Below are 21565 nucleotides of genomic sequence, written 5' to 3' on the forward strand. Positions count from 1 at the left end.
GTGTTGACTCGTCCCCCCGCATGCCAACAGGAAGCATCGGGTGTGGCGCATGAGGTTGTCGAGGGATGTGACAGCGCTTTCTAAAACCCGTGGAGGAAGTGCTTGTGGGGAGGGTCGGTGACGGGAGGCCCTGCGGCTCTGGTGACTTGGCGGCGATCGCCTTATCGTGCGGGCCCGGCGGGAGCCGGTGACGAGGCCGGCGGCGGCCGGTGACGCGGCTGGCGGGAGGTGCGCGGTGCGGGTCGTGGGGCATGGTGACCGGCGGTGGCGGGCTCGGCGTCGGCGGGTGTGGTGGACCGGGGGCGAACTCCTGGTCACCGTGGGCGTGGTGCTCATGCTCCTCGTCGTGCACCAGCTGTGGTGGACCAACCGGGAGGCGAAGCGGGGCGCCGAACGGAAGGTGGAGGCGCTGGAGCGGGAGTGGGACAACGACGCGTCGAAGAAAGCCGGTTCGGGCGGCTTGGGTGAGAGCGGGGGCGGCGACTCCGGTACGGCCGGCTCCTCGTCGTCCGCCCGCTCCGGCACCGGCCGCTCCTCGACGTCGTACACCCCGCGGGTCACCGCCTCCCGGGCGTACGCCGTCCTCGTCATCCCGCGGCTCGGGCTGCGGGTCCCGATCGCCGAGGGGGTCAGCAAGCCGAAGGTCCTCAACCACGGATACGTCGGCCACTACCCCGGCACCCAACAGCCGGGCCAGGCCGGGAACTTCGCGCTCGCCGGGCACCGCAACACCCATGGCGAGCCGTTCCGCCACCTGCCGCGGCTGCGGCGCGAGGACACCGTCGAGGTGGAGACGGGGTCGGCGACCTACACCTACGCCGTGGACCAGATCCTGCCGCAGACCTCGTCCCGGGACTCCGGGGTCATCAAGGCCGTACCCCGCTCGACCGTGAAGCCGTCGTACGGCTACAAGCAGCCCGGCTACTACATCACCCTGACCACCTGCACCCCCGAGTTCACGTCCCGGTACCGGATGGTGGTGTGGGGGAAGCTGGTGTCGATGCGGCCGCGGACGTAGCGCGGACGGGGGCGTGACGGCGCTACGGCCGCGGCCGCATCGACACGGCCGGGCGACGGAAGGCGGTGCTCCGGCTTCCCCGGGGGCGCGGATCGCGCGAGACTGCACCATGGCATTCCTGGGACGGCCTTCGCCGCCTCCGTCGAGGGAGCCGGCCGCCACCCTCGACGGGCACGGCAGAGCGGTCAACGCGGTCGCCTTCAGCCCGGACGGGCGGCTGCTGGCGTCCGGCGGCGGTGACAGGACCGTCGTCCTGTGGGACGTCACGGACGCGTCCCGCCCGGTCCGGGCCACGGCCCTCACCGGCCATCGCGGAGCGGTGAACACGGTGGCGTTCAGTCCGGACGGGCGGCTGCTGGCGTCCGGTGGCAGCGACTGGAACGTGCTCCTCCGGGACGTCACGGACGGGACGGGCGTCAGGGACGGGACGGGGGTCAGGGACGGGACGGGCGTCAGAGATGGGACGGGCGTCACGGACGGGGCGGGACCGGCCCGGTCGGTGACCCTCGCGCACCGACCCCCCGGCCTGCTGCTCCGCGACGGCTGGCGGCAGGGCGGTGTCCACGCGGTGGGGTTCAGCCCGGACGGACGGTTCATCGCCTGTGCCGTCGGCCGTACGGTGACCGTCTGGGACGTCTCCGATCCGTCGCGGCCCGAACGGGGCGCCCCGCTCACCCACCAGCGGCACCTCTGGCGGTCCGGTCCCGTCAGGACGGTGATGTACAGCCCGGACGGGCGGCTGCTGGCCACGGGGTCCGACGGAGACAGGAACACCGGAGTGCTGTGGGACGTCGGCGAGCCGACGCGTCCGGCCCGCACCGCAGTCGTCCGGCCGCAGGCCCGCGACTGGCCCAAGGCGTTGACCTCGGGAGGGGCGCCCGCCGTCCATTCGGTGGCGTTCAGCCCGGACGGGCGGTTGTTGGCCACCGGCAGTGGCGATCTGGGCGTCGTCTCCGGCACCTACGGGTCGTGGCGGCAGGGAGCCGTCACGCTGTGGGACGTCACCGACCCGGCCCGTCCCGCGCGGACGGCCGCGGCCTCCCTCCCCCTGGCCGGACGCGGGGACACGGGGCGGATGTTCGCGGTGGCGTTCGGTCCGGACGGGCGGCTGCTGGCGTCCGGATGCGAGAACGCGACCGTGACCCTGTGGGACGTCACCGATCCCACGCACCTCACCGCGACCGCCCACCTCACCGGCCACCGCAAGGCCGTACGCGGGCTGGCCTTCAGCCCGGACGGCCGACTGCTCGCCGCCTGCGGCCTCGACTCGACGGTGAGGCTGTGGGAGACGCGTGCGTGAACCCGGGTCGGTTTTCTCGCCGAGCACCGTCCGACGGAGCGGTCAGTGCCGCTCCCGCAGGGCCAGCACCCCCGCCGCCCCGACGACCGCCAGGACCGCCGACACCGTCATCGCGATGTCCGCGCCGTGGGGCAGGCCGGCGCGGGCGGAGGTGGCGAGGGCGATGGTGAGGGCCACGCCGGCGCAGGAGCCGATGTAGCGGAAGGTCTGCTGGGCGCCTGAGCCCATGGCCGCCCGCGCGGCGGGGACCGACTCGACGGCGAGGAGGGGGAGCCCGGCGTTGAGCAGGCCGCTGCCGACGCCGCCGAGGACCAGGCCCGGCAGCAGGCGGGGCCAGGAACCGGCGTCGAGGGCGCCCAGCATGGAGAGGGCGCCGCCCGCGTGCAGGAGGAAGCCGGCGGCCAGCTGCTGGCGCGGGGAGACACGGCCCGCGAGGCGCTTGGCCTGGAGCGCGACCGTGAAGGACAGGCCGGACCAGAGCAGGAGCAGCCACGCCGTCTGTATCGCGGTCATGTGCAGGGTCTGCTGGAGCAGCGTCGGCAGGAAGCTGAAGAGACCTATCACCGTCAGGCCCGTGAAGAGCCCGGCGGTGGCGGAGCCCAGGAAGCGCGGGCTGCGCAGCAGGGAGAGGTCGATCATCGGGGTCGCCGCGAAGCGGTGCTCGACGAGGGTGAAGAGCGCCAGCAGGACGACGGTCGCCGCGAACAGCAGGGCCACCGGTGTCCGCAGCCAGCCGTCCCGGCCCAGGGTCAGGGCCGCCACCAGGCAGACCAGCGCCAGGCCGAAGCTCACGGCCCCGGCGATGTCCGGGCGGCCGCCGCGCGGCGAACGGGACTCCGCCAGCGTCCGGAAGGAGAGTCCCGCCACGACCAGCGCGGCCGCGCCCAGCACGGCGTACGCCACCCGCCAGTTCGGCATCGCCCCGGCGACCAGCGGGCCGACCGCGATACCGCCGCTGACGAACGCGCCCCACACGCCGGTCGCGTGCAGCCGGCCGCGCGGGCTCGGGAACGCGGCCACCAGGAGGCCGAGGCTGCTCGCCAGGATCGCCGCGCTCGCCGCTCCCTGCGCCACCCGGGCCAGGGCGAACGCCCAGGTGGAGGTGGCCAGTGCGCCGAGGGCCGTGGTCACGCCGAGGGCGACGGCGCCGGCGACGAAGATCCGGCGGCGGCCGTAGTCGTCGGCGAGGCTGCCGGCCACCAGGAGGAGGGCGGCGAGGCCGAGCGGGGTGCCGTTCAGCAGCCACGCCTGCGCGGAGAGCGGAGTGTGCAGGGCGGCGGCGGTGTCCGGGACCGTGACCATCGGGGCGGTGTACGTCATCAGGGCCACGGCGGTCGCGGCGCTGGTGAGGGCGAGAGTGGCCCGAGCGGTGGGGTGGTCGGCGGTCTTCACGGTGACCGCCGCCGCGCGCTGGATGGTTCGTTCATTGAACCTAGGCATGCCGCTACCCTAGCAGTATCGGTTCGGTCATTGAACCAACGGCAAGGAAAGCGGCTGAGGTGGTCTATGGCACTGGGCAGGGACTACGTGACGCAGGAGTGCTCGATCGCCCGCGCGCTGGAGGTCGTCGGCGAGCGGTGGACCCTGCTCGTCGTCCGCGACGCGCTCTACGGCGTCCGGCGCTACAACGACTTCCTCGTCCACCTCGGCATCCCGCGCGCCGTCCTGTCGGCCCGCCTGAAGACCCTCACCGAGGAAGGGATCCTGGAGAAGCGCCGGTACCAGGAGTCGCCGCCCCGGGACGAGTACGTCGTCACCGACCGCGGTATCGCGCTGTGGCCCACGCTGCGCGCCCTCGCCGTCTGGGGGCGCGAGCACCTCATGGACCGCCGGCTGCGCTACTTCCGGCACGCGGACTGCGGTACGGAACTCGGGTCGTACGGCGAGTGCCCGGCCTGCGGGCTCGTGGTGCCCGCCGCGGACGTCCTCCTCATGCCGGGGCCGGGGCTCGACCCCGATCCGGCCGACCCGGTCAGCCGGGCCCTGCTCAAGCCGAAGAGGCTGCTGGAGCCGATCGAGCCGGTCGAGTCCCTGGGGGCGGAGCGGGGCTGAGGGTGGCGTGCGCGGTCCAGTACGTGAACAGGCTCTTGCCCGCTGCACTCACTTCTCGGAGGATCGAACAAGTCCTCCGATGGCTGCACCCATCGGCCGGGCGCACGCTATCAAGGGAGATGGTGACGACCATGAAGCTGCTGCGAGTCGGTACGGCGGGGGCGGAGCGGCCCGCGCTGCTCGACGCCGAGGGCGTCCTGCGGGACCTCTCGGGGATCGTCGACGACATCGACGGCGCACTGCTCGCCGACGACGCGGCCCTCGGCCGGGTCAGGGCCGCCGCCGACGCGGGGGAGCTGCCCGCGCTCGACGCGGCCGGGCTGCGGATCGGGCCGCCGCTGGGGCGGATCGGCAAGATCGTGTGCATCGGGCTCAACTACCACGACCACGCCCGCGAGACGGGTGCCCAGCCGCCGGCCGAGCCGGTCGTCTTCTTCAAGGCCGCGGACACGGTCGTCGGGCCCGACGACACGGTGCTGGTGCCGCGCGGGTCGGTGAAGACCGACTGGGAGGTGGAGCTGGCGGTCGTCATCGGGCGTACGGCGCGGTACGTGGGCGACGACGAGGACCCGTTGGCGTACGTCGCCGGATACGCCGTCGCGCACGACGTGTCCGAGCGGGAGTTCCAGATCGAGCGCGGCGGGACCTGGGACAAGGGCAAGAACTGCGAGACGTTCAACCCGCTCGGGCCGTGGCTGGTGACCGCGGACGAGGTGCCGGACCCGCAGCGGCTGTCGCTGAAGCTCTGGGTGAACGGCGAGCTGAAGCAGGACGGCACGACCGCCGAGCAGATCTTCCCGGTCGCCGAAGTCGTGCGCTACGTCAGCCGGTTCATGGTCCTCTACCCCGGCGACGTCATCAACACCGGCACTCCGGCGGGCGTCGCGCTGGGAGCACCCGAGCCGAAGCCGTTCCTGCGGTCCGGCGACGTGGCCGAGCTGGAGATCACCGGGCTCGGCAGGCAGCGGCAGGAGTTCAAGGACGCCTGACGGCGGCCGCAAGCGACAACACCCGCGCACGGTACGGGACCTGGGGAACCCGGAGAAGTCGGAGGACCCGGCGAACTCGGAGGACCCGCGGAACCGTACCGTGCGCGGGCGTGCGCAGGGCGCCTCTATCTCCTCCTGCGGGGCAGGATGTGGGCGAAGGCCCTTAACACCGCCGGTCGTTGGGCGGGTTCCGTTCCGTGCACCGCGATCAGCAGCGCGAGCAGGAACGTCACGGACAGGACGACGACCACGGCGAGCAGGGCCACGGGGGCCTGGGCGGCGAGAAGCGTGGTGAGGGTGAACACGGGACCTCCTCCGATGTCGGGCCGGAACGGGCGGAACGCAGCCGATGAGCCGGAAAGCCGGCCATCAGCCGCGGTCCCTCCCGCTCCGCGACGGAGCAGGGTGACGTGTCGTCAGGGAGCTGCTGCTTCAGGCGACGCCCGGCTGCGCCAAGGCGTCGTCGAGGTGAATTCGCTTGGTGTGTACGGGCATCGTCCCTCCTTCACTGACAGCGGACTCGACGCGAGTCCCCGTGGCACCGACGGCGCCACTCCGTACAGCATGCCGTCTGCCGGCAACACGTGCACGGGGCGACGCCGTTCGGTGACGAACCCGTTACGGGACGTGTCGGCTAGACGCCCAGGAACCGCTCCAGCGCCTCCACCACGAAGCGGTGGTCCTGGAGTTGGGGGAGGCCCGAGACCGTCACCGCGCCGATCACGCCCACGTTCTCGACGGTGATCGGGAAGGAGCCGCCGTGGGCCGCGTACTCGTCCGGGTCCAGGCGGGAGGACTCCTCGAAGGTGGTGCCCTTCGCCCGGAAGCGGGCTCCCACCAGGTAGGAGGCCGCGCCGTAGCGCATCACGACCCGGCGCTTGCGGGCGATCCAGGCATCGTTGTCCGGGGCGGAGCCGGGCAGCGCCGCGTGGAAGAGCTGCTGGCCCGCGCGGTGGATGTCGATGGCCAGCGGAGCCTGGCGCTCCTGCGCCATCTCCACCAGCAGGGAGCCCAGCGCCCACGCGTCGTCGTTCGTGAACTGCCTGAAGACCAGGCGCTGTTCCTGCTTCTCCAGCTCCTCGGCCGACGGGGTCAGTTCGGGGGTGGACCGGGGGGTGATCTGCGGGTGGTGCATCAGAGGGTCACCGTCACCTTGTCTCGCGCCGAGCGGCGGGCTGCTTCCAGTACGTCCAGGGCGGCGGCCGCCTCCAGCGCGGTCACCGGGTTCGGGCCCTCGCCCCGCAGGGCCGCGGCCACGGCAGCGTAGTACGCGGGGTAGTCGCCGGGCACGGTGGGCACGACCCGGCCGCCGCCGGTGACCGGGGACTCTCCCGCGCCGACCCGCCCGTACAGCGACTCCGGCTCGGTGCCCCACCCGGCGTCCGGGCGCCCGCCCTCGCGCAGGGCCGCCTCCTGCGGGTCCAGGCCGTACTTGACGTAACCCGCCCGCGAGCCCAGCACCCGGAAGCGCGGGCCGAGCTGGGCCGCCGTCGCCGAGACGTAGAGGTGGGAGCGGACGCCGCCCGCGTGGGTGACGGCGATGAACGTGTCGTCGTCGGCCTCCGCACCGGCGCGGCGGATCACCGACTCGGCGTAGACCTCGGTGGCCGGGCCGAAGAGGACCAGGGCCTGGTCCACGACGTGGCTGCCGAGGTCGTAGAGGAGGCCTCCGATCTCTTCCGGGTCGCCGGACTCGCGCCAGCCGCCCTTGGGCTGCGGCCGCCAGCGCTCGAAGCGGGACTCGAAGCGCCAGGCCTCGCCCAGCTCGCCGGAGTCCAGCAGCGCGCGCAGGGTCAGGAAGTCGTTGTCCCAGCGGCGGTTCTGGAAGACCGAGAGCAGCAGGCCGCGCTCCTCGGCGAGGGCGGCCAGGCCGCGTGCCTCGGCGGCGGTACCGGCCACCGGCTTGTCCACCACGACCGGCAGGCCCGCCTTCAGCGCGGTCGTCGCCAGCGGGACGTGCGTCCTGTTCGGGGAGGCGATGACGACCAGGTCCAGCCCGGCCGCCCGGTCGAACAGCTCGTCGGCGGTGGCGACCGTCCTGACGTCCGGGAACTCGGCCCTCGCCCGTGCCTGCCGCTCGGGGTCGGAGGTGACCACGGTGTCCAGGGCGAGGCCCTCGGCGGCGGCGATCAGGGGGGCGTGGAAGACGGATCCGGCGAGGCCGTAGCCGATGAGGCCGACGCGGAGCGGGCGGGCAGCTGTCGTACGGGTCATGGCCCCCACTTTCGCAACGCTGTTGCCAAAGTGCAAGCGGCAGCGAGAATGGACGACGTGAACAGGACGAGGAACGGTGCGAGGGGAAGCACGGGGAGCGGCGCGGGCACGGGTCCCGGCCCGGCAGCCACTGCCACCGGCCCGGCCGGGACTGCTATCGGGCCGGCCGGGACCGGTGCCGGCCGGGCCGGGACTGCCACCGGCCCGGTCGGGGCGAATCTGCTCGCCGTGCGCAGCCACAACGCGGCGCTGGTGCTGGACCTGCTGCGGACGGCCGGGGAGGGCGGCATCAGCCGTCTCGAACTGGCCGAGCGGACCGGGCTCACCCCTCAGGCGGTCAGCAAGATCACCGCCCGGTTCCGTGCGGAGGGCCTCGCGGCGGAGGCCGGACGGCGCGCGTCCACCGGCGGCAAGCCGCGCACGGTCCTGCGGCTGGTGCCGGAGGCCGGACACGCGGTCGGCGTCCACCTCGACCGCGACGAGCTCCGCGCGGTCCTCGCCGACCTGAACGGCACGGTCCTCGCGGAGCGCCGGGCGGAACCGGGCCTGGGCGCGGGAGCGACGGCCGTGGTCGGCGCGGTCGCGGACCTGGTGGACGAGCTGACCCCCCTCGGCGTCCCCCGGCCGCTGCTCGGGGTCGGGGTGGCGTTGCCCGGGCCGCTCGATCACGCGCGTGGGGTGCTGCACCGGGTCACCGGGTTTCCCGGGTGGGACGGGTTTCCGTTGCGGGACGCGCTGGCGGAGCGGCTCGGGGTGCCGGTCGTCGTCGACAAGGACACCAACGCGGCGGCCCTCGGTCTCGCCGTCGGCGGCGAGGGCGGATCGTTCGCCTATCTGCACCTCGGCACGGGGCTCGGCGCCGGTCTGGTGATCGGTGACGGCGTGCACCGGGGTGCGCGGACCGGGGCCGGGGAGTTCGGGCACCAGGTCATCCAGCTGGACGGGCCGCCGTGCCCCTGCGGCAACCGGGGCTGCGTCGAGGCCCTCTGCCTGGCCGCGGTCGGCCGGGGCGACCTCGGGGAGGCGGCGCGGATCCTGGGCGCCGGCGCCGTGAACCTGGCCGGGCTGCTCGACATCGACCTGGTGCTGCTCGGCGGCCGTACGGTCGCCGCCGCCCCGGACACCTTCGTACGAGGGGTCGCCGCCGTCCTCGACGAGCGCGCCCGGCGCGAGGGCGGCCTCGGCTACGCCGTCCCGGTCCGCCTCGCGCCCGGCGGCGACCGGGGCGTCGCCCAGGGCGCGGCCCAGCTGCTCCTCGCCCCACTGTTCGGCCGCGCGAACGGCTGACGGCAGGACGGCTGACGGCAGGACGGCAGGCGTCTGACGGGAGGACGGGAGGACGGGTGGACGGGAGGAGGGCTGACGGCTCGTCGGCAGGACACCTGACGGCCTGGCGGGAGGACGGCTGACGTGGCGGGAGGACGGCTCGACGGCAGGACGGCTGACGACAGGGGGCTGATCGAGCGGAGTCGGTCCGCCCGCGCGGAGTGGCGGCCGCCGGGCCGCGGCCGTGCCCGGCAGGATCACATGACCATGCGACCGAGCACCCCCGCGTCCCTGTGCCTCTGCCTGACCGCTGCCGCCGCATTGACCGCCGCCGTCCCCGCGGCGGCAGCCGCTCCCGTCGTCGCCGAGGCGTCCTGCACGGCCGCCGACGCGGGGGACTTCCCGCTCACCACCCGTATCCACGACGGCCCCCGGACCTACGACCCCGGCGGCGGCTTCGGCACCTGGTACCTGGACCTCACCAACACCACGGGCCGCACCTGCGCCGACGTCCACCCGGTCGTCGTCCTCACCGACGACAGACGGGCGCTCGAACCCGCGCAGACCGAGCTGGAGTTCTACGACGGCCCGCGCACCCGCCCGGTCGAGCTGACCTCGACCGACGAGTCGGAGCTGATCGGTGTGTTCGACGGGAACGACTTCCCGGGGTTCACCGTGGCGCCCGGGGCGACCGTCTCGGTCAAGGTCAGACTCGCCGTCACCGCGGACGCCGTGCCGAACTCGGTCACGGTCAACGCGGCCCTCGTCCAGCGCCAGGGTGCGGACGGCGGCTGGGTGGGTGAGTCCGGCGACTACCGCTTCGGCATCGGCGGCGAACCGCAGCCGTTGCCCACGGCCCTCGCCGGCACGGCCGCCGCGACCTCGACCGGGACCTCGACCGCGGATGCCGTTCCGACCGCCGTCCCGACCGGCTCGACGGCCCCGTCCACCGGTCCCGCCGCCACCCCCGCCGCCACCCCCACCGCCTCTCCCGGCGACGCCCTGGCCTTCGCCGACGAGGCGGAGGCGGCCGAGCAGGCCGGTGAACGCGCCCGCGAACTGGCCCGCACCGGCCTCGGCCTGGCCCAGGGACTGCTCGCGGCCACCGCCACCCTCCTGACCGTCGGCACAGCCGCCTCCCTGCTGGCCCGCCGCCGGAGGTAACCCCCGGACCGCTGCCGGAGATACCCCCGGACCACCGCCGGAGGCACCCCCCCGGACCGCTGCCGGAGGCACCCCCGGATCACCGCGCCCGCAGCCCCGGTCCGCCCGCAGCCCCGGTTCGCCCGTGGCCCCTGTCCGCCCGCAGCCCCGGTCCGCCCGTGGCCCGGGGACTGCCCGGCGACCGGTACCCGGTGATCGGCGGGGTCGGTCCGGCGCGGTCCTGACTAGGCTTGGGGGCGTCGGTACGTCGTGGTTCCGGCGCCCCCAGCTCACGTATGACCGCACGCCAGGAGACGCATCCACATGGCAGACCGCAAGCCCATCGAGTCGTGGCTCACCGACATGGACGGCGTCCTCATCCACGAGGGCGTCCCGATCCCCGGCGCGGACGCCTTCCTGAAGAAGCTGAGGGACTCCGAGAAGCCCTTCCTGGTCCTCACCAACAACTCCATCTACACCGCCCGTGACCTGCACGCACGGCTGCGCCGGATGGGCCTGGACGTGCCGGTGGACAACATCTGGACCTCCGCCCTGGCCACCGCCCAGTTCCTGGACGACCAGCGGCCCGGCGGCAGCGCCTACGTCATCGGCGAGGCCGGTCTGACCACCGCCCTGCACGACATCGGGTACATCCTCACCGACCACGAGCCCGACTTCGTCATCCTCGGCGAGACCCGCACCTACTCGTTCGAGGCGCTCACCAAGGCCGTGCGCCTGATCAACGGCGGCGCCCGGTTCATCGCCACCAACCCCGACAACGTCGGCCCCTCCACCGAGGGCGACCTGCCCGCCACCGGCTCGGTCGCCGCGCTGATCACCGCCGCCACCGGCAAGGAGCCGTACTTCGTCGGCAAGCCCAACCCGCTGATGATGCGGGCCGGACTCAACGCGATCGGCGGCCACTCGGAGACCTCCGCGATGATCGGCGACCGCATGGACACCGACGTCCTCGCGGGCCTGGAGGCCGGTATGCGCACCTTCCTGGTGCTGTCCGGCGTCACCCGGCCGGAGGACGTCGACCGCTACCCCTTCCGGCCCTCCCGGACCGTCGACTCCATCGCGGACCTCGTCGACCTGATCTGACCCGGGCCGGGGGGCCGGGGCCCAAACCCGGCCTCACCCGTACGGAGCAGAACGGCGCCCTCCGAGGATGCGGGGGCGCCCGCCGCGGGGGAGCCTCCAGATATCTGGAGGTTCACGATGGGCTCAGTACGCCTCACTCTCAGTACAGGACTCCTGGCCTCGGCCGCCGCCCTCTTCCCGGCGGCCGCGTTCGCGGCGGACGGTCACGGGGTCTCCGTGACCCCGGCCTCCCCGGCCCCCGGCACCGACGTGGCGCTCCGGGTCAGCGGCTGCTCCGGCTCGACCGGCACCGCCGTCTCCGGGGCCTTCGTCGCCGACGCCCGGCTCACCGGCTCCGGGGGCACCCTGACCGGCGAGACCCGGGTCCGCTCGGCGATCAGCGCCGGCGCCTACGACGTGAAGATCACCTGCGCCGGTGCGGTGCTCGACGGCAGCGTGACCGTCGCCGAGCGGTCGTCGTCCCCGTCCCGGCAGGACGCGCCCGGCATCCCGCCCGGCATCCCGTCCGGCGTCGTACCCGCCTCGCCCGTCGCGCCCGTGCACGCGGGCGGCGGGGGGACCGCACCGCTCGCCTCGGTGGAGTCCCGGCCGGCCGAACCCGGTACCGCGCAGGCGGTCACCGGTCTCGTGCTCGCCGGGTGCGCCGCGGTCGCCGTCGGGCTGCTGAGCGCCCGGCGGAGCCGGGGCTCGGGCTGAGGACGCACGCGATATGTCACATGGCACACATGACACGGAACAGTCCACCGGAACCGGCCGGCTCCTGACCGGAGTGGCCTGGGCGCTCCTCCTGCTCGGCCTGTGGCTGTGGGGCCGCGGGGTCACCGAGGTACCCGACGGCATGTCCGGCCCCACCACCGGTGACGTGGCCGCCGTGGGCCGCCCGGCCGACGCCGGACTCCCGCCCGCCGCGAAGCCGTTGAAGGCGGCCGTGCCCCAGCGCGTCGACATCCCCGAGCTGGGCGTGCAGGCCCCGGTCGTCGCCCGCGGCCTGGACCGGCAGGGCGCGGTCGACCCGCCGCCCTTCGACCAGCCGGGCGTGGTCGGCTGGTACGGCTCCGGGACCGAACCGGGGGCGGCCGGCACCGCGCTCCTCGTCGGACACGTCGACACCGAGACCCGGCCCGCCGTCTTCTACAAGCTCAGCGCCCTGCACGCGGGCGAGACGATCCGGGTGGTCCGCGCCGACGGCACGGTCGCCGAGTTCACCGTCGACGACGTGCAGGTCCTGCCCCGCGACGGCTTCGACGCCCGGCAGGCCTACGGCACCCGCGAGTCGGGCCGCGCCGAACTCCGCCTGATCACCTGCGGCGGGACCTTCGACCGGACCACCCGCAGCTACACGGCGAACGTGGTCGTCTCGGCGTACCTCACCGGCACCGCCGTCTGAGGGCCTGCCCGTACGGCCCACCTGGCCCGGTCGACGACCCGCTCCCCTGAGACCGCCGACCGGGCCGGTCCTCGACCGCGCGCGCACGGGCTGCGGGAGTAACCCGGCGTCAGGCGCGGGAGGTTGGAAGGGCGGGCCGGGAGGCCGGGCCGCCTGCAAGCGACTCTAGAGGGCAACGGGCGCCCGGGCCTAGCTTCCGTGCCCGCCGAGCCGCCTTCCCGTACGCGTACCCGGAACGCGACGGAGGAACACCGAGGTCTGCCCGGACGCGGCCGACGCCGGCCGGAACGGCAACGGCCCCTGCGCGGGCGGGGATCCGGGCGAATGCCGGTGCGACCCGCCGGGCCGGTCCCTGGGCGGGACGCCGACGGCGGGCGCGGCGGAACCGCCGGCGGACGCGCACCTGCGGGTCAAGTGCCCGGGGGAGCCGGACGGGACGTGCGGGGACGGGCCGCGGGCGGGGGACCGGTGGCCGCGGTACGCCCCGGAGCCGGCGGGGGCGTGGACCTCCCGGGGAGTGTCCGCCGTCCTCGGGGCCGGCCCGCGCGTGTGGGCCGGCCCAGGACGACGCCCACCAGGGCGAGGGCCAGTCCGCACGTCTGCCGGACCGTCAGCACCTCGCCGGCGACCGCCGTGCCGAGCAGCACACCGGTGAGGGGGTTGAGCAGCCCTATCAGCCCGACCGTCCCCGCGGGCAGGTGGCGCAGCCCGGTGAACCAGGCCACGAAGGCCAGCGCGGTGGCGACCAGGGTGACGTAGCCGAAGGCGAGGAGGGCCGTCGGGGAGAGCGCGGGCGGCGGTCCTTCCACCGCCGCGGCGACCGGGAGCAGGAAGAGGCCTCCGGCGGTGAGCTGCCAGGCGGTCGAGGCGAGGACGTCGGTGCCGGCGCTCCACCGCTTGGCCAGGATGTGCCCGAAGGAGGAGACCAGCATGGCGGCGGCCGAGGCGAGCACGCCCTCCGCGCTGACCCCCTCGGTCCCGGTGAGCAGCAGGAGGCAGACCCCGCCGAGGCCGACCGCGGCGCCGGCCAGGTGGGCGGTCCGGGGCCGCTCGGACACCAGGGGCCAGGCGATGAGCGTCATCGTGAGCGGGGACACCGCCATGACGGTCGAGGCGACGCTGGTCGGAAGCAGCTGGGAGGCGGCGTAGACGAGGACGAAGAACACGCTCATGTTGAGCAGCCCGAGGACCGCGGACCGCCACCACCACGCCCCGTGCGGCCGCTGTCTGCGCAGGGCCAGCAGGACGAGGCCCGCGGGCAGCGCGCGCAGGGCGGCCCCGTACAGCGGGGTGTCGGCCGGCAGGTACTCGTGCGTGACGAAGTAGTTGGCTCCCCAGGCCACCGGGGCGACGGCGGTCAGCGCGACCCAACGGGAATTGGCTTCCATGGAAGACAATATAACTTCCGGGGAAGCTAATATGGGAGTCATGGAACACGGTGAACCGATGGACCACGTCGCCCGCATCCAGGCCGACTGGCGCCGGGAGCGGCCCGACCTCGACGTCGGCCCGCAGGGCGTGATCGGCCGGCTGCACCGCCTGGCCGACCGGCTGACCGGCGAACTCTGCCTGGTCTACGGCCGCCACGGTCTGAGCGAGGGCGAGTTCGACGTCCTGTGCGCGCTGCGCCGGGCAGGCGAACCCTATGAACGGGCACCCGGTGAACTCGCCGCGCACACCATGGTCACCACCGGCGCGATGACCAAGCGCGTCGACCGCCTGGAGCGGGCCGGACTGGTCACCCGCCGCCGCTCCGCCGACGACCAGCGCGGCCGGATCGTCGCCCTCACCCGGCCCGGCCGCGAACTGATCGACCGCGCCTTCACCGACCACATGCGCAATGAGCGCCGGCTGCTCGACGCGCTGAGCCCCGCCGAGGCCGCGGCCCTCCAGACGCTGCTCGCGGCCTGGCTGTCCCGCACGGAGGAGCCGGGCCCCGACGCCGGCTGACCCCCCGCCCGGGCCGGCCCTCTCCCCGCGGATCCGGTAACCGGGGTTGTCCACCCTGCCCAAGTGTCCGTAATCACCGGCGCTTTGCATGTGAAATGCGCTGTTTATCGGTCACACATGTTTATTGTCGGGCATATGGGAATTGTTCGGGCCGACCGTGTCGGTTCTTGACAGAAGGGGGTGAATGCGAGAAGGCCCCTCGCTCTCGCGAGAGGCCTTCCGCTGTCTGTGCGCCGCCAGGGACTCGAACCCCGGACCCGCTGATTAAGAGTCAGCTGCTCTAACCAACTGAGCTAGCGGCGCCTGCTGACATCGAGAACTCTACCCGACCCCGGGCGGTGCTCCCGACCACCGGTCGTCCGGGGGACCCCCGTTCGCCCGCCCCCGTACATCATTCGGACCGTCAGCATGCGCGTCGGGGCGACAGTTGGGAAACTCATCAACGTGCACAGTTCTGGACATACCCACCCGAAGTGTGAGGGGAATCGCATGCCGGCCCCGGTATTCGAGGAATTCGACCCCGCGAACGACTGCGAATGCCCCGGCTGCGTCCACTGGCGCCGGGTGGGCCCCTCCCCGCTGCCCGGCCGGTTCGGCGGGCACCCGGCGGCCAGGGGCGTGCTGGTCGTGGCCGCCGCCGCGTCCGCCGCCCTCGCCGCGAGCCCCCCGGCCGCCGCCCACAGCACCCCGCCCGCCCCCCACCGCTCCGGCGCCCCCGCGGACGGCGAGCCCGACACCCCGCAGGGCAGCAAGGCGCCTCTGCACGGCCCGGCGGGCAAGCCCGCCCACAGCCCGGTCAAGACGCCCCCCATCAGCCGCACGGAGATCATCAACCGCGCCAAGACCTGGGTCGCCGCCCAGGTGCCGTACAGCATGTCCCTCTACTGGACCGACGGGTACCGCCAGGACTGCTCCGGCTTCGTCTCGATGGCCTGGGGGCTGACCGGGAACGAGTGGACGGGCAGCCTCGGCCAGTTCGGCACGAAGATCACCAAGGGGGAGCTGCAACCCGGCGACATGCTCCTCTTCCACAACCCGGCCAACCCCGAGCGCGGCTCCCACGTCGTGATCTTCGGCGGCTGGACGGACTACACGCACACCTACTACACGGCGTACGAGCAGACACCCCCGCGCACCCGCCGCCAGTCCACGCCGTACGCCTACTGGAGCAACTCCGCCAAGTACGTCCCCTACCGCTACAAGGGCCTGGTCGCGGACGCGGGCGCGTCGGGCGCCCAGTCCGGCACCGCGGGCAGGACCTCGGAGCCCTTCCCCGGGGCGGCCAGCTTCGGGCCGGGAGCGGACAACAAGTACGTCACCCTGCTCGGCAAGCTGCTCGTCACCCGCGGCGCCGGCGGCTACTACGCCAAGGGCCCGGGGCCGGTCTGGGGCACGGCCGACCAGCGGGCGACCCAGGCCTTCCAGCGGGCCCAGGGCTGGACCGGCGCCGCCGCCGACGGCCTGCCCGGACCGCGCACCTGGGAACTCCTCGCCACCGGCAAGGGCAAGAACATCAAACCGGCCGCCCCGGCCGCACCCACCGCCCCCGCCTCGCACGGGGTGCCGGGCTATCCCGGCAAGAACTACTTCCGGCCGGGCGCCACCAACGACCACGTCACCCGGCTGGGCCGGCAGCTGGTCGCGAAGGGCTACGGCCGCTTCTACGCCGACGGCCCGGGACCGGCCTGGGGCGAGGCGGACCGCAGGGCCGTCGAGGCGTTCCAGCGGGCCCAGGGCTGGCGCGGCGGCGCGGCCGACGGCTACCCGGGGCCGGAGACCTGGCGCCGCCTGTTCCTGTGAGCACGCGGACGTCCGGTCACCCGGGCGTCCGGACACCCCCCACGAACACCCATGAAGCATCTGGCGCGGAGGCTGGAGGCAGGCATGAGTACGACCACCGCACACACCCCTGATTCGGACGAGCCCATGGACGGCGGGGCGCCCGTCCGCCCGGCCCCCCGGCTGATCCACACCGAGGCCACCACCGAGATCCCCGTCCACCTGCTGTTCCGCGACGACCCCGACCCGGTGTCGGTGCCGCTGCGGCCCGCCGTGGTGGGCCGCCGGCAGGGCACCGGCGAACAGCCCCGGCTGCGCCGCCCGGTCATGGCCGAGCCCCGTCCGGCGGCCGCCGTCGACCCCTCTCTCGCGGAGCACCCCGCCCGGGTGCTGCCCGGCCTGGCCGGTGTCCTCGCCGGTCTGGGCGGGGTGGCCGGCGGCCTCGCCACCTCGTGGTGGGCGGGGGTGCTGCCGCCGCTCGCGGCTCACGCCCTGCGCCTGCCGGAGCACACGGGCACGGGCCTCGGCCCGGCGCAGTGGGCCGCGTACGCCGGAGCGGGCGCGCTCGGCGTGTTCGGCTTCGGCGGGCTCGCGCGCGGGGCGACCGGGCGGGCCTGGGTGCTCGGCCTGTTCGGCCGCTACCGGGGGACGGTACGGCGCACCGGCCTGCTCTGGGTCAACCCGCTGTTCCTGCGCCGCCGGGTCGACGTCCGGCTGCGGCACTGGCGCAGCGAGGAGATGCCCGCGGCGGACGGCAACGGGGTCGCGCTCCGGGTCGTCGTCCTCGTGGTGTGGCGGGTGCGGGACACCGCGCGGGCGGTGCTCGGGGTCGAGGACCACGAGACCTATCTGCGCGAGTGCGTGGAGGCGGCGCTGGCCCGGGTGCCGGTGGAGCTGCCGGGCACCGTCCGGGGCTCGGTGGAGGTGGCGGGCGAGGCGCTGACCCGGCGGGTCGCGGCGGACGCGGCGGGGATCGGCCTGGAGGTGTTCTCCGTGCAGCCGGTCCGGGTGGAGTACGCCCCGGAGGTCGCCGCGGCCATGCGGCGCCGCCGGATCGCCGCGCTCGACGCCCAGCAGCGGGCCACCGCGCTCACGTCGGTCGTGGACTCGGTCGAGGACACGGTGACCCGGCTGACCATGCGCGGCCTGGTCGAACTCGACGACTACGAGCGCAAGGTGCTGGTGCGCGACCTGACGGTGGCGTTCTGCTCCGGTCGGACCGAGCCGGCGCCGTGACGGGGATGGACACGGTCAAGTGACGGCAATAATCTGGGACTTGGTCTAGACCTGCACGGCTCATAGAACCGTCCCCACGTTCTCCAGGAGCGGCAGCATGCGTAAACGGACCAAGATCTCGGCCGTCGTGCTCGGCGCGGCGACCGCCGGAGCCTTCGCGCTCTCCACCGGCGGCGCCAGCGGACACGGCTACACCGACCTCCCCGTCAGCCGGCAGAAGCTGTGCGCGAACGGCACGGTGACCGGCTGCGGCGACATCCAGTACGAGCCGCAGAGCGTCGAGGGCCCCAAGGGCTTCCCGGCGTCCGGACCCGCGGACGGGCAGCTCTGCAACGGCGGGCTGAGCAGGTTCGCCCAGCTCAGCTCGCCGACCACGCCCTCGGGCGGGGCCTGGCCGACGACCGGCGTGACCGGTGGCCAGTCGTACACCTTCCGCTGGCAGTTCACGGCGCTGCACGCGACCACCGACTTCGAGTACTACGTCACCAAGCAGGGCTGGAACGAGAACCACGCCCTCGCGCGGTCGGACCTCCAGACGACCCCGTTCCTCACCGTCCCCTACGGCGGCCAGCGCCCGCCGGCCACGCTCAGCCACAGCGGCACCCTGCCGACGGGGCTGAGCGGTCACCACGTGATCCTCGCGGTCTGGACGATCGCCGACACGGGCAACGCGTTCTACGCCTGTTCGGACGTCACGTTCTGACCGGAGCCGTTCGACGAGTGCGTAACACCGGGCTGATCTGAGCTCCGCTTGAGGACCCGCCGCAGGTCGAAGGGGTACGTTCCCGCCACACCGGTCATTCGGACCGGCGTTCGGAATCGGGGGATTCCCATGGGCCTGATGGAAGCGTTCTTCTACATCGTCCCCAGCGTCATGATCGTCGCCGTGCTGTTCGGCGCGGTGGGGCTGCTGAGGCGGTCGCGGGCGATCAGCCGGGCGTGGAGTCACGGCCGGACCGCGGAGGCACGCTGTCTGCGGACGTTCACGACGACCGGCGGTGGCGGCGGGGACACGGCCGTGACGACCACGCTCCATCACGTCTACGAGTTCAGGACGGCCGAGGGGCGCACCGCCCGCTTCGAGGAGGAGAACGGGGCGGCCACCGTCGTCGAGGGCGACTTCGTGACGGTGTACTACCTGCCCCGGGTGCCCGAGGAGGCGACCGCGCACGCTCCGGCGCGGGGACGGCTGGCCGCCGGGACGGGGTGCGTGCTGGCGTTCTTCGGGGTGTTCGCCACCGGGTGCGTGGCCTTCATGGTCGTGGCCCACTTCGCCTTCTCGGCGGCGCAGGACTTCGGGCCGTGAGCGCCGGATGCCGGCCGCCGGGGTGTTGATCTGACGGGTTGTCAGTTAACCTGCGTCGCCATGGCCTTCGAAGGGCGCACGATCGCTGAGGCAGTGGCCGCCCGGTGGGGGGACCACCGGCCGGGGCTGTGGTGCGGGGAGCGGGTGCTCACGCACCACGAGGTGGCCGCGGGCGCGGCGGCGCGGGCCGGGCTGCTGGCGGACCTGCTGCCCGCGGGCGCCGTCCCGCACGTCGGGGTGCTGCTCGACAACACCCCGGAGTTCCCGCTCTGGCTGGGGGCCGCCGCGCTCGCCGGGGCCGCCGTCGCGGGGGTCAACCCGACCCGCCGGGGGGCCGAGCTGGCGCGCGACATCCTGCACACCGAGTGCGCCGTCCTGGTCACCGAGCGGGCGCACCTGCCGTTGCTCGCCGGGCTCGAACTGCCCGGGGTGCGGGTGCTGGTGACCGGCGAGCCGGAGTACTACGGCCTGCTCGCCCCGTACACCGGCGCCCGTCCCGACGCCTCGCGGGCCACCCCGGCCGACCGGATCCTGCTCTACTTCACGTCCGGGTCCTCGGGGGCCCCGAAGGCCGCGCTCTGCTCGCAGGGCAGGCTGGCGGCGGCCGGGCGCTCGCTGGCCGGGCAGTTCGGGGTCGGACCGGACGACGTGCACTACGTCTGCATGCCGATGTTCCACGGCAACGCGGTGATCGCGGACTGGGCGCCCGCGCTGGTGGCCGGGGCCGGGGTGGCGCTGCGGCGGCGGTTCTCGGCGTCCGGGTTCCTGGCGGACGTGCGGCGCTACCGGGCCACCTACTTCACCTACGTCGGGCGGGCGGTGCAGTACGTCCTGGCGACCGAGCCGCGGCCGGACGACCGGGACAACCCGCTGCGGCTCGGGTTCGGCACCGAGGCCGGGGCCGTGGACGCGGCGGCGTTCGAGCAGCGGTTCGGGGTGCGGCTGGTGGAGGGGTACGGCTCCTCGGAGGGCGGGGCGGCGGTGCAGTGGTCGCCGGGGACGCCGGCCGGGGCGGTGGGGCGGGCGGCGCCCGGGCTCGCCGTGCTCGACCGGGAGTCGGGCCGGGAGTGCCCGACGGCGGTCTTCGACTCCGGGGGGCGGCTGCTCAACGGGGAGCAGGCGATAGGCGAGCTGGTGAACCGGGCCCCGAACCCCTTCGAGGGGTACTGGCGCAACCCGGAGGCGGAGGCCGAGCGGCGCAGGGGAGGCTGGTACTGGACCGGGGACCTGTTCTACCGGGACGCCGACGGCTATCTGTTCTTCGCGGGGCGTACCGACGACCGGATCCGGGTGGACGGGGAGAACCTGGCCGCCGCGATGATCGAGAACATCGTGGCCCGCTACCCGGGCGCGGAGGCCGTCGCGGTGTACGGGGTGCCCGACCCGGTGACCGGGGACCAGGTGATGGCGACGATCGCCGGCCGGTTCGAGCCGCTGGACTTCGCCGAGTTCCTGCTGGCCCAGCCGGACCTGGGGACGAAGATGGCGCCCCGGTTCGTGCGGGTGGTGGAGCGGATGCCGGTGACGGCCACCAACAAGATCCAGCGCGCGGCGCTCAGGAAGGAGGGGGTGCGGTGCGCCGACCCGGTCTGGTGGCGGCCCCCGGGGGAGCAGACCTACCGCAGACTCACCCCGGAGGACGCCGAAGGGCCCCTCGTCTGACGAGGGGCCCTTCGGTATGGTGCGCCGCCAGGGACTCGAACCCCGGACCCGCTGATTAAGAGTCAGCTGCTCTAACCAACTGAGCTAGCGGCGCATGACTCCCGCCGACCGCTCGAATCTTCATTCTCGCGGCTGGCGACGAGGAAAATACTACCTGGTCCGCGAGGATGCTTCCGACCAGCGGTCCGGGCGCTGGTGCTGCGACCGGAAAGGTTCACCGGCTCGCGACGCCCGGCACGGCACCTCGCCGCGTTGTCACATCACCCGAGTACATCCAGTACGCGGGCCATGCTCCGCCTTGCGATGCACCGCACCGGACGCCGCGAGCTTTCCGGTAAACCTTTCCGGCCACAGCACTAGATCGCCAGCGAGAGCAGCAGGGGTGCGGCCCCGCGGTTGAGGGCGTCGGCGGCCTGGCGCAGCCGGTGCGCGTGCTCCACCGGCAGCGACAGGGCCAGGCAGCCCACCGACGATCCGGCGGTGATCGGCACCGCCGCGCACACCGTGCCGATCGCGTACTCCTGGAGGTCCAGGACCGGCACCGTCGGCGGCTGCGACTCCAGACGGGAGAGCAGCAGCTTGTCGCTGGTGATGGTGCGCGAGGTGAGGCGGGCCATCTTGTGCCGGGAGAGGTGGTCGCGGCGGGCGTTGTGGTCGAGCTGGGTGAGCAGGCTCTTGCCGATCGCGGTGGCGTGCGCGGAGGAGCGGAAGTCCACCCACTCGTTGACCGCGGGGGTGGCCGGACCGGCCGCGTACTGCCCGATCCGCACCTCCCCGTCGACGTACCGGCTGAGGTAGACGGCGGCGCCGACCGAGTCGCGCAGCCGGTCCAGGGTCAGCTGGAGCTGCTCCCCGAGGGCCTGCTCCCGGTCGTGGGCGGAGCCGAGGCGGCGCAGTGTCTCGCCGGTGACGTAGGCGCCGTCGGCGGTCTGCTCGACGTAGCCCTCGCGGCGCAGCATGCGCAGCAGCGGGGTGAGCCGCTCGGGGGCGAGGCCGGTGTGGCGGGCCAGTTCCGTGTCGGTGACGCCGGCGGAGTGCCGTCCCACCGTCTCCAGCACGCGCAGGGCGTCCTGGGCGGAGTGGTACGGGGCGGTCGGCTCGTGCTTCAGCGCCACGGTGGTCCCCCTGCGCTCGCTCGGCACTTCTACGGTCTGGCCGC

General features: G+C 74.0%; 20 protein-coding genes, 2 tRNA genes and 2 pseudogenes. 16 read left to right on the forward strand and 8 right to left on the reverse strand.

Annotated elements, in window-relative coordinates; genetic code table 11:
* Positions 1–286: 286 nt before the first annotated feature.
* Together ACZ619_RS14655 and ACZ619_RS14660 are read left to right on the forward strand one after the other, a co-directional pair.
* Positions 287–1018: a class E sortase gene (locus tag ACZ619_RS14655; RefSeq protein ID WP_469598530.1), complete on the forward strand. Its 732-nt coding sequence runs from the start codon at positions 287–289 to the stop codon at positions 1016–1018.
* 109 nt (positions 1019–1127) lie between these two features.
* Positions 1128–2318 (forward strand): WD40 repeat domain-containing protein, encoded by a 1191-nt coding sequence (locus ACZ619_RS14660; RefSeq protein WP_469598532.1) that lies wholly within the window; start codon positions 1128–1130, stop codon positions 2316–2318.
* A gap of 42 nt (positions 2319–2360) precedes the next feature.
* Here the strand turns inward: ACZ619_RS14660 and ACZ619_RS14665 are convergent, their stop codons facing one another.
* The gene (locus tag ACZ619_RS14665) at positions 2361–3758 is read right to left on the reverse strand and encodes an MFS transporter (protein ID WP_469598534.1); all 1398 of its coding nucleotides are present in this window, start codon (positions 3756–3758) and stop codon (positions 2361–2363) included.
* A gap of 66 nt (positions 3759–3824) precedes the next feature.
* Here ACZ619_RS14665 and ACZ619_RS14670 point away from each other — a divergent pair, with 66 nt between their 5' ends.
* Together ACZ619_RS14670 and ACZ619_RS14675 are read left to right on the forward strand one after the other, a co-directional pair.
* Complete coding sequence (locus ACZ619_RS14670) at positions 3825–4370, forward strand: winged helix-turn-helix transcriptional regulator (protein WP_469598536.1); 546 nt, start codon at positions 3825–3827, stop codon at positions 4368–4370.
* Positions 4371–4501: 131 nt separating this feature from the next.
* Entirely contained in the window at positions 4502–5359 is an 858-nt protein-coding gene (locus tag ACZ619_RS14675) for a fumarylacetoacetate hydrolase family protein (protein ID WP_469598538.1), read from the forward strand.
* A gap of 125 nt (positions 5360–5484) precedes the next feature.
* On the opposite strand, the gene ACZ619_RS14680 is transcribed toward ACZ619_RS14675, so the two are convergent.
* The 3 genes from ACZ619_RS14680 to ACZ619_RS14690 all read right to left on the reverse strand — a co-directional run bounded on the left by ACZ619_RS14680 (position 5485) and on the right by ACZ619_RS14690 (position 7573).
* Positions 5485–5664: a hypothetical protein gene (locus ACZ619_RS14680; RefSeq protein ID WP_469598540.1), complete on the reverse strand. Its 180-nt coding sequence runs from the start codon at positions 5662–5664 to the stop codon at positions 5485–5487.
* 329 nt (positions 5665–5993) lie between these two features.
* Entirely contained in the window at positions 5994–6494 is a 501-nt protein-coding gene (locus ACZ619_RS14685) for a heme-degrading domain-containing protein (protein WP_469598542.1), read from the reverse strand.
* Entirely contained in the window at positions 6494–7573 is a 1080-nt protein-coding gene (locus ACZ619_RS14690) for a Gfo/Idh/MocA family protein (protein WP_469598544.1), read from the reverse strand. The genes ACZ619_RS14685 and ACZ619_RS14690 overlap by 1 nt, the downstream gene beginning before the upstream one ends.
* Positions 7574–7621: 48 nt before the next feature.
* Here ACZ619_RS14690 and ACZ619_RS14695 point away from each other — a divergent pair, with 48 nt between their 5' ends.
* From ACZ619_RS14695 to ACZ619_RS14720, 6 genes and pseudogenes are all read left to right on the forward strand, one after another.
* The gene (locus tag ACZ619_RS14695) at positions 7622–8860 is read left to right on the forward strand and encodes an ROK family transcriptional regulator (protein ID WP_469598545.1); all 1239 of its coding nucleotides are present in this window, start codon (positions 7622–7624) and stop codon (positions 8858–8860) included.
* 246 nt (positions 8861–9106) lie between these two features.
* Positions 9107–10003 carry a hypothetical protein gene (locus ACZ619_RS14700; RefSeq protein WP_469598547.1) on the forward strand — a complete coding sequence of 299 codons (897 nt, stop codon included), beginning with the start codon at positions 9107–9109 and terminating at the stop codon, positions 10001–10003.
* Between the two features lie 303 nt (positions 10004–10306).
* Positions 10307–11086: an HAD-IIA family hydrolase gene (locus tag ACZ619_RS14705; RefSeq protein WP_469598549.1), complete on the forward strand. Its 780-nt coding sequence runs from the start codon at positions 10307–10309 to the stop codon at positions 11084–11086.
* Positions 11087–11203: 117 nt separating this feature from the next.
* The gene (locus tag ACZ619_RS14710; RefSeq protein ID WP_469598551.1) at positions 11204–11782 is read left to right on the forward strand and encodes a hypothetical protein; all 579 of its coding nucleotides are present in this window, start codon (positions 11204–11206) and stop codon (positions 11780–11782) included.
* A gap of 13 nt (positions 11783–11795) precedes the next feature.
* Positions 11796–12473, forward strand: coding sequence for a class F sortase (locus ACZ619_RS14715; RefSeq protein ID WP_469598553.1), 678 nt, complete (start codon positions 11796–11798; stop codon positions 12471–12473).
* A gap of 334 nt (positions 12474–12807) precedes the next feature.
* A pseudogene (locus ACZ619_RS14720) lies at positions 12808–12867 on the forward strand (hypothetical protein); the annotation flags it as partial.
* A gap of 16 nt (positions 12868–12883) precedes the next feature.
* On the opposite strand, the gene ACZ619_RS14725 reads toward ACZ619_RS14720, so the two are convergent.
* Positions 12884–13861 (reverse strand): EamA family transporter, encoded by a 978-nt coding sequence (locus ACZ619_RS14725; protein ID WP_469598555.1) that lies wholly within the window; start codon positions 13859–13861, stop codon positions 12884–12886.
* 40 nt (positions 13862–13901) lie between these two features.
* On the opposite strand from ACZ619_RS14725, the gene ACZ619_RS14730 reads away from it, so the two are divergent.
* Entirely contained in the window at positions 13902–14423 is a 522-nt protein-coding gene (locus ACZ619_RS14730) for a MarR family winged helix-turn-helix transcriptional regulator (RefSeq protein WP_469598557.1), read from the forward strand.
* Positions 14424–14652: 229 nt separating this feature from the next.
* On the opposite strand, the gene ACZ619_RS14735 is transcribed toward ACZ619_RS14730, so the two are convergent.
* Positions 14653–14726: transfer RNA gene (locus ACZ619_RS14735), tRNA-Lys, on the reverse strand.
* 186 nt (positions 14727–14912) lie between these two features.
* Here ACZ619_RS14735 and ACZ619_RS14740 point away from each other — a divergent pair.
* The 5 genes and pseudogenes from ACZ619_RS14740 (at position 14913) to ACZ619_RS14760 (ending at position 20461) form a co-directional block, all read left to right on the forward strand.
* Positions 14913–16223 (forward strand): peptidoglycan-binding protein, encoded by a 1311-nt coding sequence (locus ACZ619_RS14740; RefSeq protein WP_469598559.1) that lies wholly within the window; start codon positions 14913–14915, stop codon positions 16221–16223.
* Between the two features lie 84 nt (positions 16224–16307).
* Positions 16308–17438, forward strand: a complete 1131-nt coding sequence (locus ACZ619_RS14745) for an SPFH domain-containing protein (protein WP_469598561.1) — start codon at positions 16308–16310, stop codon at positions 17436–17438.
* A gap of 97 nt (positions 17439–17535) precedes the next feature.
* The gene (locus tag ACZ619_RS14750; RefSeq protein WP_469598563.1) at positions 17536–18141 is read left to right on the forward strand and encodes a lytic polysaccharide monooxygenase auxiliary activity family 9 protein; all 606 of its coding nucleotides are present in this window, start codon (positions 17536–17538) and stop codon (positions 18139–18141) included.
* A 138-nt stretch (positions 18142–18279) separates the two neighbouring features.
* Positions 18280–18744 carry a DUF3592 domain-containing protein gene (locus tag ACZ619_RS14755; protein WP_469598754.1) on the forward strand — a complete coding sequence of 155 codons (465 nt, stop codon included), beginning with the start codon at positions 18280–18282 and terminating at the stop codon, positions 18742–18744.
* Positions 18745–18804: 60 nt separating this feature from the next.
* Positions 18805–20461: pseudogene (locus ACZ619_RS14760) on the forward strand (long-chain-fatty-acid--CoA ligase).
* Here ACZ619_RS14760 and ACZ619_RS14765 read toward each other — a convergent pair.
* Together ACZ619_RS14765 and ACZ619_RS14770 are read right to left on the reverse strand one after the other, a co-directional pair.
* Positions 20424–20500 (reverse strand) — tRNA-Lys (locus tag ACZ619_RS14765). The pseudogene ACZ619_RS14760 and the gene ACZ619_RS14765 overlap by 38 nt on opposite strands.
* Positions 20501–20762: 262 nt before the next feature.
* Complete coding sequence (locus ACZ619_RS14770) at positions 20763–21521, reverse strand: IclR family transcriptional regulator (protein ID WP_469598564.1); 759 nt, start codon at positions 21519–21521, stop codon at positions 20763–20765.
* Positions 21522–21565: the final 44 nt, after the last annotated feature.

The organism is Streptomyces sp. NPDC104367 (assembly GCF_055583825.1).